Source organism: Rhodococcus erythropolis NBRC 15567 (assembly GCF_001552595.1).
GTDB lineage: Bacteria > Actinomycetota > Actinomycetes > Mycobacteriales > Mycobacteriaceae > Rhodococcus_F > Rhodococcus_F erythropolis.
In genome coordinates this window covers 249,645-266,059 of the sequence record NZ_BCRM01000005.1, presented here as the reverse complement: position 1 = coordinate 266,059, position 16,415 = coordinate 249,645, and the positions used below count along the sequence as shown (strand labels likewise).

The following is a 16,415-nucleotide window of genomic DNA, read 5'->3' as shown; positions in this document are numbered from 1 at the left end:
ACTACTGCGCTGCCATCGAGCTGGCGATCATCGGCCACGAATTGTGGAGGTCGTCCTGCCAGTAACCCCACGAGTGGGTTCCGCTCGGCTTGAAGTCGAAGGTCGCGGGGATGCCCAGTGCGTTCAGTCGGTCCGCCAATCCGTGTGTGCACCCGTTGACCGCGGATTCGATGATGCCGCCGACGATGATCTGATTCAGGAGTGCTCCGGGATTTCCGTTCACATCGGGCGCCTGAAGGTTGTCGTGCGGACCTGGCAGCCCGGATCCGGTGGAGACGTACAGTTCGGTCCCCCGCAACTTCTCCGCGTTCACGACGGGATCGTTCTCGCGCCATCCCGGACCGTCGAACGGTCCCCACATGTTTGTCGGATCAGCGCCACCCCGCGCACCGACCACCAGTCGCACGTAGTCCTGACCCGGCTGGGTGGAAGTCTCCGCGCACCCGCTGTAGGCCCCGACACTCCGATACAGCCCTGGGGCTGAGATCGCGAGATTGAGTACCGAGGTCGCGGTCATCGAGATCGCCGCGATGGAGTTGACCCCGTTGGTACCGAACTGCGCATCGATGACTGGCGGCAGTTCGCGAGTGAGGAACGTCTGCCACTTGTTGCGTCCGAGTACGGGATCGTCCTTCTGCCAGTCGGTGTAGTAGCTGAACGCTCCTTCCAGCGGCGTCACGACGTTGACGTTCTTGTCGGCGAAGAAGTCCAGGACATCGGTCCGTCCTTCCCACGTTGCACTGTCCTCGCCACCACCGGCGCCGTTGAGCAGATACAACGTGGGCCGTGGGGCGCTCGTGTCGGCGGGGAGGATCACCTCGAGTGGAATGTCGCGGCCCATCGCATCAGAGTGGACGCTGATGGTTACGGTGCGTGCCGGATCTGCGTTCGCGGGCCAAGGCGCAAACAGCAGTGGAACCAGTGAAATTGCCAGCGCTGCTGCTACGCGTCGACGGTAGGTTCGGATACTCATCGGAGTATGCCCCCAGGTGTGCGAGTCGGATTCTCGGAGCGGATACCCGCTCGCCGCGCCTCGAACCGGCCCACCCGGACGCAACGGTTCGGGATCAACCGTGAGCGTTTGCCTCGCGCAATCGGCTGGGGGCGACCATCATGGGAGGCATGCGCTCGATTTGGAAAGGCTCGATAGCCTTCGGTCTGGTCAACGTTCCGGTCAAGGTGTACTCGGCGACCGAGGACCACGACATCCGATTTCACCAGGTCCATGCAAAAGACGGTGGCCGCATCAAGTACAACCGTGTGTGTTCCGAGTGCGGAAACACGGTTCAGTTCGCGGACATCGACAAGGCGTACGACTCGGAAGACGGATCGCGCGTCATCTTGAGCGACGAGGACTTCAACAAACTCCCGGCCGCGGAGAAGCACGAGATTCCGGTGCTGGAATTCGTGCCGAACGATCAGATCGATCCGATCTTGTTCGAGAAGAGTTACTTCCTCGAACCCGATTCGGCGTCGCCGAAGGCGTACGTCCTGCTTTCGACTGTGCTCACCGAGAGTGATCGAACGGCACTGGTGCATTTCACTCTGCGACAGAAGACGCGCCTGGCCGCGATGCGCGCTCGCGACGGCGTCCTCGTGATCCAGACGTTGCTGTGGCCCGACGAAGTTCGCGCAGCAGAGTTCCCTTCACTCGACGACGTGGAGAAGCCGAAGGCCAAGGAACTGAAGATGGCGCAGACGCTCGTCGAGAGCATGGCGGGCGATTTCGATCCGACCGAGTTCACCGACGACTACCAGCTCCAACTGCGGCAGTTGCTCGACGAGATGATCGAGAACGGCGGCAAGAAGGTCATCCCCGCCGCCGAGGTCGACCAAGAGGGCACCGATGCAGAGGTGGTCGACCTCGTTGCCGCACTGCAGCGCAGTGTGGACGAAGCGAAGTCGAACGCCTCCAAGGCCGGCTCGTCGAAGTCGACGACGCCGAGGAAGAAACGAGCCTGAGTCAGCCGCGCACGTCTTGGATCTCGATCAGAGCGTCCAACTCGGCGTCGACGTCCGGGGCCGCGTGACGACCGGTTCCGACCGCCAGGTTGATCACGGGCCCGATCGCCTCCAGACCTGCCTCGGTGAACATTTCGGCGTGTGACGTGGGCACCGGACGGTCGATGATCACCCCGGACACGAACGGTCGCCACGCCGACGCCGTTCGCAGCGGGTCGAAGGTGTCGGTCTGTGCCGAGAAGAACAGCAGATCGCCCACGAACTTGCCCGGGCGGTACCGGTGGGCAAGCTCCGCGCCTGCGGAGTATTCCTCGAACAGTCGCTCGATCCGATCGCTCGAGACCAAAGGGTGATCGCCGATGGCCTCATGCAAGAGCGCTTCGGCGTCCTCCGGTGTCAGATCACGCTCGTCGGCGTCCGGGACCGAGATCCCCAACCCGCCGATCAGTTCGGCGAGAGAAGGCTGCGCGCCCGCCATCGTCGGGTCTTCGAGAACGAAGCTGTCGAGCAGAATCAGGTCGGCGACGCTCTCACCCGCTGCTTGCAACTGCACCGCCGCCGCGTGAGCGATCAATCCCCCGATCGACCACCCCAGCAGGTGATACGGACCGTGCGGCTGAACTCCGCGAATTTCCTCGACGTACCGCGCCGCGAAATCCTCGATCAGCTCCGCCCGGAATTCGGGGTCCGTCAGAATCGGCGACTGCAGGCCGTAGAGCGGCCGGCTGGAATCGACGTACCGATCGAGTGCCCCGTAGCACCAGGCCACTCCGATGGCCGGATGGATGCAGAACAGTGGCTCGGCGCGGCCTTCCGGGCGTAGTGGCAGGACTACTGCAAGTGCGGAGGTATCCGCGTCACTTGTCACAACTGTTGCCTCGAGTTCGAAGAGTCTGCGCGCCAATGCCTCCGGCGTCGGGTCGGAGAATATCCACGCGACGGGGACGGTCATGCTGGTGCGTTCCTTGATGGCAGCGACCAAACGCGTTGCCATGAGCGAGTTTCCGCCGAGTTCGAAGAAGCTCGAATCGGCGTACGTGTCTGCGTCGGCGAGATCGAGGACCTCCGCGAAAGCAGCGCAGATCGCAATCTCGTCGCTGCCTTCCGGACTGCGTCCACTCGGCGACTCCCAGAGGGGCGCAGGCAGAGCTGCGCGATCCAGCTTGCCCGCCGGCGTGGTCGGGACTGCACCGATCGTGACAAAAGCGGACGGGATCATGTGCGCAGGCAGGGATGTGCCTGCGTGGCGTCGTAGTGCGGTGACGTCGACGTCCCCGTGTGCCGGGACGACGTACGCGACTATCCGAGCGTCGACGCCGTTGCCGACGACCACGCTCACAGCCGAATGCACGGACGCCTCCGACGCCAGCACCGCGTCGATTTCACCGAGTTCGATCCGGAACCCTCGGACCTTGACCTGGTGGTCCGCGCGTCCGAGATAGACAAGCGACCGTGCGCGATCTTCACGCACAAGATCTCCGGTGCGGTACATCCGAGAGCCTTCGGGTCCGTGCGGGTCGGCGACGAACCGCGCTGCCGTGAGCGCGGGGTTGCCGAGGTACCCGCGGGCGAGACCGTCGCCGCTGACGTAGAGCTCGCCGACGACCTGCCCGGGGACCGAGTGCAGTCGGGAATCGAGAACCATCGCATCCACGCCTCGGATCGGACCGCCGATCGTCACGGTCTGCCCCGCGACGAGTGAATCGCTGATGGTGACTGCGACGGTGGCCTCGGTCGGGCCGTACGCGTTGAACATTCGGCGCCTCGGCGCCCACCGAGATACGAGGTCGGCGGTGCAGGCGTCGCCACCGACAACGACGGCCTCGAGATGGTCGAGACCGGCGGGATCGACAGTCGCCAGGGCGGCCGGAGTCACGAATGCATGGGTGATCGTCTGCTCGTCGAGCAGTTCGTGCAATTCGACACCGCCGAGAACCGTCGGAGGCGCAATCACCATCGTTGCGCCGGCGCCGAATGCCAGAAGGAGCTCGAGAACCGACGCGTCGAAGCTCGTCGAGGCGAAGCTCAGAGCGCGAGAGTGCGCGGTGACGCCGAAACGTTCCCGCTGTTCGTCGGCAAACGCGGCCAATCCCGCGTGAGTGACCAATACGCCCTTGGGTTTTCCGGTCGAGCCCGAGGTGTAGATCAGGTAGGCCGGGTTGTCGAACTCGAGTGGAGCGTCCGGCAGTGTCTCGGAATGGACTGCCTCGATTTCGGTGGTGAATTCGACCGCGTCGAGCTCGATCCACGACGTGACGCCCGGAAGGCCGGCCGCATACTCGCCCCTGGTGATACCGAGTACCGCCCCACTGTCGGTGAGCATGTGCTCGATCCGCTCGGCGGGGTACGCCGGGTCCACGGGAAGAAACACTCCGCCGGCTTTCGCTACGGCCCAGAGCGCGATCACATAGTCGGCCGACCTCGGAAGCGCGAGTGCCACAATCATTTCCGGCGCAATCCCGCGAGCGATCAACGCAAACGCCATTGCGTCGGAGCGTCGGTCGAGTTCGCCGTACGTGAGCGTGGCGGAAGCCGCGACGTCGACGATTGCCGGAGCATGCGGATCGGCCGCGCCGCGAAGCAGCAACTCCGGCAAGGTCAAAGCATCGCCGGCCGGACGTCCGGGCAACGCACGCAGGCCACGTCCCGCAAGATCCACGTCACCGACGACGGCGGAGGGCTGGGCAGTCAGTGTCTCGATGACCGTTTCCAGCATCACCGCAAACGACTCCGCCGTATCGGTGTCGAAGAGGTCCTTCGCGTAGGTGAGGGAGGCCTCGTAGCCGCCGCCTTCCTCCGCGGTCTGTTCGACAACGGTGAACTGCAGGTCGTACTTGGCGATGTCCGGTGTGATCTCGTGGGCACGAACGGCAAGTCCAGGCAGGTCCCACGTCGTCGGGTGGGCGCCGTGGAACGAGATCATCGTCTGGAACACCGGATGACGGTCGGTGGTCCGGGTCGGCGCCACAACGTCCACGACCTGCTCGAACGGAATGTCCGCGTGGGCGAAGGCGTCGAGATCGACGGAGCGGACAGTACGCAGAACGTCGACGAACGTCGACCCGGGATCGACCGTCGTGCGCAGTCCGACCGTGCCCACGAACATTCCCACGAGGTCGTCGAGAACTCGGTGTCCTCGCCCGGCGACCGGAGATCCGATCACGATGTCCGTGCTTCGACTCAGCCTGGACAGCAGCACGGCATAGGCAGCGTGCAACACCATGAACGGCGTCGCCGCATTCGAGCCGGCGACCGCCTCGACCGCGATCCGGGTGTGCGCCGGAAGCGAGACCGCGGTGTGGCCGCCGCTCAACGACTGGGTGAGCGGGCGCGCTCGATCGCTCGGAAGGTCGATCAGCTCAGGTGCTCCCCGCAACGTCTCCCGCCAGTACGACGCCTGTGCCCCGAGCACGCTCTCGGATTCGTTCACAGAGCCCAGCGCTTCCCGCTGCCAGATGGCGAAGTCCGCGAAATGCACCTCGAGCGGGGTGAACTCGGGAGCGCGTCCCGAACTTCTCGCGACGTAGGCGGTGAGCACGTCCTTCATCAACGGCGCGATCGACCATCCGTCCGCCGCGATGTGGTGGATCACGATGACAAGCGTGTGGTGCTGCGGCGTCGACTCGAGCAGGAGCGCGCGAACGGGAGCTTGGGTCGTGATGTCGAATCCACGCGACGCGAATTCTCTGGCGAGCTCTGCCGGTTCACGGGTGTCCGCATTTGCGTACTCCAGCGAGGTGAATGCATCCTGGATCACCTGGTGTGGGCCGGTGTCGGAGTCGGGGAACACCGTGCGCAGGATTTCGTGCCTTTCGATCACGTCGAGGACCGCAGCTTCGAGGGCTGGGACGTCGAGTGCACCGTCGAGGGAGATCGCGGCAGGGACGTTGTACGCGGGTGAGCCGGGATCCATCTGGTTGAGGAACCAGATGCGGGCCTGCGCGTAGGACAGCGGAACTTGCTCGGGGCGGTCGACGGCGGTGATCGGTGGTAGCGCCTTCGCCCCGGCGGATGTGTCGAGCACGGTGGCAAGTTCCCGAATTTCGGGGTGCTCGAACAGCATTCGGACAGGTACCTGCCTGCCCAACGATTCGCCCAGTCGCTGGGCAAGTCTGGTGGCGAGCAGTGAGTTGCCGCCGAGTTCGAAGAAACTGTCCGACGCACTGATCTGTTCGATACCCAGCAGTTCCGCCACGACGCCGGCAACCTGGAGTTCGGTCGCGGTGGTCAGCGGCTCGACACTCCGCTCGGACGAACGCAGTGTCGGCGCCGGCAGCGCCGATCGGTCGAGTTTCCCGACGGGGGTCAGCGGAACGTGCTCGATCGGGGTGATCGCCGACGGCACCATGAAGGCGGGCAGTGAGCGGCGCGCATGGATCAGCAATTCGTCCATCTCGACCGCATCGGCGCCGAGTACTACGTACGACGCCAACATCGTCTCACCGGAAGCTGCGTCGATGCCCACGGTGACCGCGAACTCGACGCCGGGGTAATCGCTGAGCACGGAGTCGATCTCGCCCAGTTCGATGCGGAATCCGCGTACTTTCACCTGGTGATCAGAGCGTCCGACGTATTCGATCGTCTCGAGCGGCGTCCACCGAACCAGGTCACCGGTCCGGTACATGCGGGCGCCGGCCGGGCCGAACGGCGCTGCCACGAATCGCGTCGCCGTCAACGCGGGTTGGTCGAGGTAGCCGCGGGCAAGTCCGAGGCCGGCGATGTAGAGCTCACCGGTGACCCCGACGGGTACCGGCTGAGCCGAGCCGTCGAGAATTACCGCGGACACGCCCCGGACGGGCCCGCCGATGGTCACGGTCTCCCCCACCGTCAGAGCATCGCTGATGCACACCATGACCGTGGTTTCCGTCGGCCCGTAACCGTTGAACAACCGGCGACCCGGTGCCCACTTGCGGACCAGTTCGGGTGAACAGGCCTCGCCGCCGACAACGATCGACTGCAAGACGTCCAGCCCGGTGGGATCGACCGAGGCCAGCGCTGCCGGCGTGATGAACGCGTGGCTCACCTGATGATCGGTGATCAGTTTTGCGAGGTCCTCGCCGCCGTACACATCGGGAGATGCGATCACCATCGTCGCGCCCTCACCGACGGCGAGCAGCAGTTCGAGGATGGATGCGTCGAAGCTCGGTGAGGAGAAGTGCAGCGTCCTCGACTGCGCCGAGATGCCGTAGCGCGCCGTCTGCTCGGCGGCCAATGCGCTCAGGCCACGGTGAGTGACGCTGACACCCTTGGGCTTTCCCGTCGATCCGGAGGTGTAGATGATGTAGGCGAGGTTGTCGATTCGGATCGGCGCGGCAGGAACCGGCTGCCAGACACCGTCGCCGTGGATGTCGTCCATCGTCATCCACGGAACCGGACGGGGCAGTGATTCGATCACCGCTTCCGTTGTCACTCCGCGAGTGGCTCCGGAGTCGGTGAGCATGTGCAGAATGCGATCGGCTGGGTATCGCGGATCGACCGGAACGAACGCGGCGCCGGTCAAGGAAACGCCCCACAACGCGACGATCGAGTCGATCGAACGCGGAATCGCTATCGCCACAATGTCTTCGGCGCCGATACCTTCCGTGGTCAAACGGTGGGCAAGCGCCGATGCACGGGCGAAGAGATCTCGGTAGAGCACGGTGGTGCCACCAGATCGAAGGGCCACCGAATCGCCTGAACGGTTGGCGGTCCGCGTCAATATTTCGGCCAAGGTGCGCGAACTGGTCCACGCCGGACCTCGTACCGGCATCAGCGACGCACGCTCGAGGGTGCTGAGGAATTCCATGTCGTCGATCGCGGTGTCCGGGTCTGCGGCGACGGCGCGGGCCACCGACTGCACACGTGCGGCGATCGTTTCCGCGGTGGAAATGTCGAAGAGCGCCTCGGCAAACCTGAGCGACCCGGTGATCTCCGCGTTCTCGGAATCGCCTGCCAGCAGGGTGAACTCGAGGTCGAACTTAGCGACGGACGGTTCGAGCGCTTGCGCCTCGAGATGGGCGTCGTGGACGGTTACCTGCGGCGAGACCACATTCTGGTGGTACGACAGCATGACCTGAAACAGCGGGTGTCGCGTAGTTGACCGGTCGAGATCGAGGGCGTCGACCAGCACCTCGAATGGCAACTCGGGGTGCGCGAAGGCGGCAAGGTCGCGTTCACGGACGACCTCGAGCAGGGAAGTGAACGACGCTCGGTGATCGACCGGTGTGCGAAGCGGTAGCGAATTGACGAACATCCCGATCAGGGAATCCAGTTCGGGTCGGCCGCGGCCTGCGACCGGAGTACCGACCACCACGTCGTCGGTAGCACCGAGACGCGCCAGAACAACCGTCAAGATCGCGTGTACGACCATGAATTGCGTCGTGCCACTGCGCCTTGCCAAGGCGGCGAGCCGCTCCCCGGTCGCCGCGTCGATGACGATCGGCACCGATCCGACGGCGGTCGTGGTGACAGATCCGCGTGGGCGATCCACCGGTAGCAGTACCTCGTCCGGGGCACCAGCCATGGCAGCGGTCCAGAAGGTCAGCTCGCGGGCAACCAGAGACTTCTGGTCGTCGATCTGCCCGAGCGAGTCTTGCTGCCACACCGCGTAGTCGGCGTACTGCACGTCGAGCGGTGTGAAAACCGGGGCGTCTCCGACGACGCGTGCGGAGTACGCCGCGACGAAATCTGTCGCGAAGGGAGTCAGGGACCAACCGTCGAAGGCGATGTGATGGATGACGACGACCAGTACGTGAGCGAAAGTGTCCTCGCGCACCAGCATGGCCCGAATCGGCAGATCCGAACCGAGATCGAACCCACGCGCCGCGAACTCCGTCGTCGCGGATTCGATACCTTCGGATCCGCAATAGCGCTCGACGGAGAACTGCACGTCGGAAATTGCTCGGATGACCTGGCTCGGGCCGTCGGCGCTGTCGACGTAGATCGTTCGAAGCACCTCATGGCGTGCAATGACGTCCGCAAGCGCCTCCTCGAGTGCATCGCCGTGGATGTCTCCGGTGATCCGGATCGCGAACGGAATGTTGTAGACCGCGGACTGCGGGTCGAAGCGATTGACGAACCACAGCCGCTGTTGCGCAGCGGAGAGCGGTAGTCGGTCCGGGCGAGCACCGGCGCTCAGAGCAGGTCGATCGTCTGATTCTTCGGCGCTCGCCGCCAGACGTGCAGCGAGCGCTTCGACGGTCGGCGCTTCGAAGATCGAGCGCACGTCCACAGCGAGTCCCGTCGCTGCGCTCAACCGCGCGGACACCTGCGTCGCGACGAGCGAGTTGCCCCCGAGATCGAAGAAACTGTCTCCGGCCCGGACCTCGGGTACGTCGAGCAGTGAAGCGAACACGTCGGCGACGGTGCGTTCGAGCCCGGCCTCGGGTTCACGACCCGTACCGAGGACTTCGCGCGGTATCGGCGTCGGCAATGCTCTCCGATCGAGTTTGCCGACCGGAGTCAACGGAATCGCGTCGATCGGGGTGATCGACGACGGAATCATGTACCGCGGCAGCGTGTCGGCGAGTGCCGCAAAGAGCGACTCGATATCAGCGTCGCCGCTGAGCAACACGTACGACGCCAGAGTGGTGCCTGCGGCGGATTCGACGGGAATCGTCGTGGCGAAGTGAACGAGAGGGGAATCCATCAGAGCAGCGTCGATCTCGCCGAGTTCGATGCGGAACCCGCGGATCTTGAGCTGATGATCGCTGCGGCCCACGTAGCGGAGGGTCAGGTCCTTGGTCCAACGGACCAGGTCACCGGTTCGGTACATCCGCGCACCGGACGTCGAGGACGGATGCGCGACAAAACGATCCGACGTCAGCGCTGGACGAAGGTGGTAACCACGTGCAAGCCCCGGCCCACCGATGTACAGCTCGCCGACGCCGCCGATCGGGACCGGTTGCAGCCGAGCGTCGAGCACCACGGCGTCGATTCCGCGGATGGGACCGCCGATGGTGATCGGATCGCCCGGTGAGAGTGGGTCGCTGATGGCAACCATGACAGTGGTTTCGGTCGGACCGTATCCGTTGTGCAGTCTGCGCCCGTTGCCCCAGCTCGAGACCAATTCCGGGGTGCACACGTCGCCGCCGACGACTACGCATTCCAGTGCCGTCACGCCCGCCGGATCGACGGTCGCCAGAGCAGCCGGAGTGATGAAGGCATGAGTGACCTCGCGGCTTCGGAGGAACTCGCTCAACGCCTCCCCTCCGTAGATGTCGGGAGGGGCGATCACCATCGTCGCGCCGGTCGAACCGGCGAGCAGTAGCTCGAGTACGGCGCCGTCGAAGCTCGGTGACGCAAAATGCAGAGTTCGCGACCCGGCGGTGATCCGGTACCGATCCTGTTGTTCGCGAGCAAGATTGGCCAAACCCGCGTGAGTGACGACGGTGCCCTTCGGCACTCCGGTCGAGCCGGAGGTGTAGATGACGTACGCAGCCGACGCCGCAGTGATCGACGCTGTTCTGTCCGCGTCGTCGATGGCAGCGTCGTCGATGGCAGCGTCGGAGTAGGCGGCACATTCTGCAACCGTGTCCGCGTCGCCGAGGTCGATCCAGACTGCGACGTTCCCGCCGGTTGCCGGACCGGCCGCAACCTCGGCGGACCGAATTCCGATCCGCACACCCGAATCCTGGAGCATGTGCGCAACTCGATCTGCGGGATAACGGGGATCGACCGGGACGAAAACGCCACCGGCTTTGGTGACCGACCAGACTGCGAGCACGGAGTCGACCGATCGGGCGACGGCCAGTGCGACCGGTGTCTCGGGGCCGACGCCCAGGTCCATGAGGTATCGAGCGATCCGATTCGATCGACGCTCCAGCTCCCCGTACGAGAGTGAGCGCTCGGAGTCTTCGAGGGCGATCGCGTCGGGATACGTCCTCGCGGTATCCCCGAGGATCTGCGCCAGCGTCGATTCGCCCACCGAAGCCACGCCGCGTCGCGGCAATATCGCGGCACTCTCCCGCGATCCGAGTACACGAAGGTCACCAACCGGTGCAGTCGGTTCCGACACTGCCGATTCCACGAGGGTCACGAAGTTTCGCGCCAACGCTTCGACGGTCGCGTTGTCGAACAGGTCGGTGGAATAGGTGAACGTGGCATCGATTCCAGCTGCGGCCCCGGACTCGTGACGTTCGGTGACGGTGAGCTCGAGGTCGAACTTGGTCAGCCCCGTCTCGACTGCCCGCGCCGTCATCGACACCCCGGCCAGTTCGGCTGTGTGAGCCGTGGTTATCCGAGAGGTGATGGCAGCTTGAAAGACCGGATGGTGCGCAGGCGAGCGGTCCAGTTCGAGCGCGTCCACGACGACGTCGAAAGGCACGTCCGCATTGTCGAAGGCATCCACGTCGACGGCCCTGACCTGCGACAGGTGTGCGGCGAACGTCGCGTCCCGATCGACGACGGTCCGCAAGGCCAGAGTGTTGACGAACATGCCGACGAGCAGATCGAGAGATCTGTCCCCTCGTCCTGCCACCGGTGTTCCGATGACGACGTCGTCCGTGCCGCTGTACCTGGCCAGAAGCAGGGCGAAGCACGCGTGCAGGGCGATGAACGGCGTGGCGTCGTGATCGCCGGCAAGTACAACGAGCTTCTGATGAGTGGAAGCGCCAATTCTGATGTCGACTCCGGCCCCGCGCATGGTCGGGTCGAGTGGGCGCGGACGGTCCGTCGGCAGGTGGAGTTGCTCGGGCGCTCCCGCCAGCTGCTGCTTCCAGAACGCGATCTGTGAGTGGGCAAGCGAATCGGTGGATGCCGCGTCGCCGAGGTGTTCTCGGTGCCAGAGCGTGTAGTCGGCGTACTGCACCGGAAGGGGCGCCCACTGCGGGCTGTTGCCGCCGACGCGGGCGGCGTAAGCGCCGGTGAGATCAGCAGCCAACGGCGCGAGCGACCAGCCGTCGGCCACCATGTGGTGCAGAACTACGACGAGGACTGCTTGCTCGTCATCGCCGTCCTTGCCATCGCCTTCCTCATCGTCGGCGACAGTGATCAGCAGGTAGCGGACCGGGCGTTCGCGGACCAGATCGAAACCCGCCGAGGAGAATTCGAAGATCACACTTTCGAGATTCTCGCGTTCCACTTCGATCGACTCGAGCCCCGCGATACCCTCGCCCAGGCCCAGAACCTTCTGCGTTGCGTTGTCCCCGATTTGAGGAAACACGGTGCGTAGTGACTCGTGACGTGTCACGACGTCCACGATCGCGGCACTCAGTGCGTCGGGATCGACGGCGCCGCGCAACGACACCGCCAACGGAATGTTGTATGCACCTGATTCCGGTGCGACGCGGTTCAGGAACCACAGTCGCTGCTGCGCGGGAGCGAGAGGTAGTACCGCCGGCCGGGCCACGACCTGGATACCGTCGGCGTCCGGGGTCTGGGCGGCACGCTCGATCGTCGCCGCGATCCCGGACACCGTGGGATGGTCGAAGAGCGCACGCAGTGGCATACGAACTCCGGTGGCTTCGGTCAAGCGCGCCACAGCCGTCGTCGCTACCAGCGAGTTTCCGCCCAAATGAAAGAAATTATCGTCGAGCCCGAGCGGTCCACTACCCAGGATGTCAGCCAGAACCGCGGCTACCTTGCCCTCGGTCGGAGTCGTCGGGGGCCGGAAGACCTTGGTGGAGGCGAGGATCGGCGACGGCAGCGCACGCCGGTCGAGTTTTCCGTTGGTGGTCAACGGAATCGAATCGATGACCATGAAGGCATCGGGAACCATGTAGGTGGGGAGGGCTTCGGCGGCGTGCGCGCGAAGGGCTTCGGCGTCCACGGCGTCCGAAGCGGTCACATAGGTCACGAGAGCGCCGCCGGCCGGCGTCGGAGCCACGACGGTCACGGCGTCGTCGATTCCCGGCGCGCCGAGGATGACGGAGTCGATTTCGCCGAGTTCGATCCGGAATCCGCGGATCTTGACCTGCGCGTCGCCGCGTCCGAGGTACTCGAGTTGTCCAGGCGCAATCCATCGTGCGCGGTCACCGGACCGGTACAACCGCCGGCCGCCCGCGTTGAATGGATCGGCGACGAACCGGCCCGCGGTGAGGTCTGGTCGGCCCAGATAGCCACGGGCGAGTTGACCGCCGGCGACATAGATCTCCCCCGCAATCCCCACCGGGACCGGGGAGAGATGCTCGTCGAGCAGGTACACACGAAGTCCGTCGATCGCGTCACCGATCCGGCTGCCGGTAACCGCACTCGCGCTCGCCCGGTCGATTTCGAGATGGGTGACATGCACCGTCGTCTCGGTGATGCCGTACATGTTGACGAGTGCGGGCCCGGATTCCGTGTGATCGTCGTAGCCCGCGTGATTGTCATACCAGCGCCCGAGGCGACGAAGATCCAAGGCTTCGCCACCGAAGATCACGTACCGGAGCCGGGTCGCCGAATCGGCCCGAAGGTCGGCTTCGATGTACTGGTAGAAGGCCGAGGGCGTCTGATTGAGCACGGTGACGCCTTCTGCGGCGACGAGCGCGCGGAAGGCATCGGGGTCGCGTGAGACTTCGTGATCGACCAGAACCAGCGTTCCACCGTGGAGCAGCGCGCCCCACATTTCCCACACCGAGAAGTCGAAGGCGAACGAGTGGAACATCGTCCACACGTCGTTGCCGTCGAATCCGAATTCGACCTGCGTGTTCTCGAACAATCGCACCACGGTGGCGTGAGTAACCGAGACGCCCTTGGGTCGGCCCGTCGACCCCGAGGTGTAGATCACGTATGCCAGATTGTCGACTCCGTGCCCGCGCGGGCACTCATCGGTTTCCAGACCCTCACCGGAGTACTCGTCGGAGTCGACCCCGACGACCACCACGTCAGAATTCGGGAAGGCGGAGTTCGGGAAAGTGGAATCGGAGATGACGCACACCGGTTGCGCATCCTCGACCACGTATGCCAAACGCTCGGCGGGGTGCGCACGATCGAGTGGGAGGTATCCGCCGCCGGCCTTCACTACCGCGACAGCGGCAACGATCATGTCCACGGATTTCGGCAGCATGATTCCGACCAACGACTCGGATTGCACGCCATGCTCGACGAGCTTGCGCGCCAACTGATTCGATCGTCGATCGAGTTCGCGGTACGACACGCGCTCGCTACCTGCGACAACGGCGATCGCTTCCGGGGTCGCCCGAATGCGATCGGAAAGGATGTCGGAGAGCGTTCGGACCGGGGTAATCGGGAGAACGGGCGGCACCAGCGCCTGGCGCGCGTCCGGGCGGAGCAGATCCACTGAGCCGAGCGCCGAGTGCGGAGCACCGACCATCGCGGTCAAGATTCGTAGATAACGGTCGGCGAGGTCCTCGGCTTGCTCCTTCGTGCCGAGCCAATCCAGAACACCGGAGATCGGCTGATCGAAATCGGCATGCTCACCAGTCGGAATCGCCAGGGAGACAAACAGTTCCGGCACGGTGGCCAGATCCGATCCGATAGGCGCACCGACCATGAGCCCCGGAAATCTCGGGTGAGCATCCAGCGGCTCCTCGAAGCAGACCATCGCCCGGAACAACGGGCCCGTCTCCACCCAGCGGCCGTCACCGAGTGCGGCGGTCACCGAAGACAGAAGAATGTCTGCGTGTTCGAAAGCTTCGATTGCGACGGTGTCCACCGCACCGACCAGGTCGTTGAGCGTCATGGTGTTCGACACCGTCGAGCGAAGCACCAACTGGTTGGCGAACATCGAGACGAAATCGTCCGGGTTCGAGGCGCCGTACCCGCGGACCGAGACGCCGATCGACACCTCGTCAGCCGAACCGACGCGGCGCAGCAGTCCGGCCATCGCAGACTGGAACAGCACGAACAGACTCGTGTTCATCGTCGTCGCCATCGTCTCGAGGCGGCGGCAGAGGTCTGCCTCGATCTCGAGGGGCGTGGACGTCCGACCGGATCCGGCGACGACCGGCAAACCCAGATCCTCGGCGGGGTTCGACAATGTCGAAGACCAGTACTCGACGTTGCGGGCGTGTTGAACTTCGGCGATCCACTTCCCCGCGGCGTCCGGGTCGATGTCCATCAATCGAGTTCCCGATTCCGCAGCGCAGAACAATTCGAGGAATTCGAGGAAACGTCGGTGGTGACGCGTGATGTCCTCGTTGGTGTAGAGGTCTGGGTTCGCGGCGAAGTCGATCTGGATCTCTTCGGCTGCGGAAGTCTGATAGACGTTGACCGAGAGGTCTTCGATCGGCCCGGTCGAGATCACGTTCAGTTCGCCGTGCGCGTCCCCGAGAGTGATTCCCGAGTGGAACAGCATGAGGTTGATCAACGGCCCGTGGAAGCCGCGTCCGTCGGCGATGCTGTGATCACCGGCGTTGAGGTCGCGTCGTAGGTCCTCGTGGCGGTACTTCTGATGACGCAGTGCGCCGGTGAGTTCGATCTTCACCTCGTGCAGCAAGTCTCCCACCGCGAAGTGCGGATCGACACTCGCACGTATCGGGACGACGTTCGACATCATTCCGCCGGACCTGCGAGCAGCTTTCGTCGTCCGCCCCGAGACCGGCAGGCTGAGGACCACGTCGCGGGTCCCGGTGGCCCGGGCGAGGTAAGCCGCCAGTGCACCGATCACCACTGACGACGTAGTCACGTCGTGAGCGACGGCAAGCCTTTCGAGGGAGCTTCGCAGTTCCGTAGGTACCGTCGCCGACCGTAGGCGTGACCATGCCTGCGACGGAGCAGTCGAGGACGCGAGCGAGGTTCCGCCCGGCTTGTCGGCCATCTTGGTGTTCCAGTAGTCGCGATCGCGTTCCCACCGGGAAGAGCCCAGATAGTCGGCCTCTGCCTTCACCAACGATTGGAGGGGGGCAGTTACCGCTGGGGGAACTGGCAGATCCCGCACCGCGGCGGTGTAGATCTCGGCTGTGCGGTTCATCATCGACATCGCGCCGAAACCGTCGAGCGCCACATGATGAATACGGCTGTACCAGTAGTAATGGTCGTCGCGAAGCACCAGGACTGCCAGCCTGACCAGGCGATCGGTGAACGGATCGATGGCAGCAGTGTGCTCTTTGCGCATCCATTCTCGCGCCGCCGATTCCGGATCGGATTCGGCGCGCAGGTCGACCACGTCGAGGGAGTCGTCCATGTCGAGATCGAGCCACTGACGCGCAACCCCGTCCACCTCGACCAGGCGCAGGTATCCGGAGCCGATCTCACGGCCGGTCTGTTTACTGGCAGCGGTCAGCAGCTCGATGTCGAGCGGGCCGTCCACGTCGACGTACTGAGCGATGCTGACGGGAATCTCGGGTCGAAGCTGTTGTGCGACAAGCAGGGAAAGTTGCGCGGCAGAAAGAGGGAAGGTGAGTTCGTCGTCCGGACGAGCTGCGGAAACGATTCCTCGGTCGGGACTGCCATCCACACGAATCTCCCTCTTACAACTTGATCATGATGCAAACAGGTATATGCGTCCGCTGGACGCTTCGAACTGATCGGGGCACTTCGAAATGAGACGAATACATTGGAAAGCTCGGGTGGAAACTGGCAAATCGCCCGCC

The 16,415-nt window shown here is 64.4% G+C and carries 3 protein-coding genes; 1 reads left to right on the top strand and 2 read right to left on the bottom strand.

What is annotated here, in order from left to right:
• Position 1 precedes the first annotated feature (1 nt).
• Positions 2–973: an alpha/beta hydrolase gene (locus tag RE4_RS10705; RefSeq protein ID WP_020969603.1), complete on the bottom strand. Its 972-nt coding sequence runs from the start codon at positions 971–973 to the stop codon at positions 2–4.
• A gap of 149 nt (positions 974–1,122) precedes the next feature.
• Between RE4_RS10705 and ku the strand changes: the two genes are divergently transcribed.
• Positions 1,123–1,962: a non-homologous end joining protein Ku gene (gene ku, locus RE4_RS10700; protein ID WP_172932851.1), complete on the top strand. Its 840-nt coding sequence runs from the start codon at positions 1,123–1,125 to the stop codon at positions 1,960–1,962.
• A 1-nt stretch (position 1,963) separates the two neighbouring features.
• On the opposite strand, the gene RE4_RS10695 is transcribed toward ku, so the two are convergent.
• The gene (locus RE4_RS10695; protein WP_060938553.1) at positions 1,964–16,279 is read right to left on the bottom strand and encodes a non-ribosomal peptide synthetase; all 14,316 of its coding nucleotides are present in this window, start codon (positions 16,277–16,279) and stop codon (positions 1,964–1,966) included.
• Between the last annotated feature and the right edge of the window lie 136 nt (positions 16,280–16,415).

Bases quoted from the DNA above. Each gene is read 5' to 3' on its own strand.
- ku (WP_172932851.1), top strand. From the start codon at position 1,123: ATGCGCTCGATTTGGAAAGGCTCGATAGCCTTCGGTCTGGTCAACGTT.
- RE4_RS10705 (WP_020969603.1), bottom strand. From the start codon at position 973: ATGAGTATCCGAACCTACCGTCGACGCGTAGCAGCAGCGCTGGCAATT.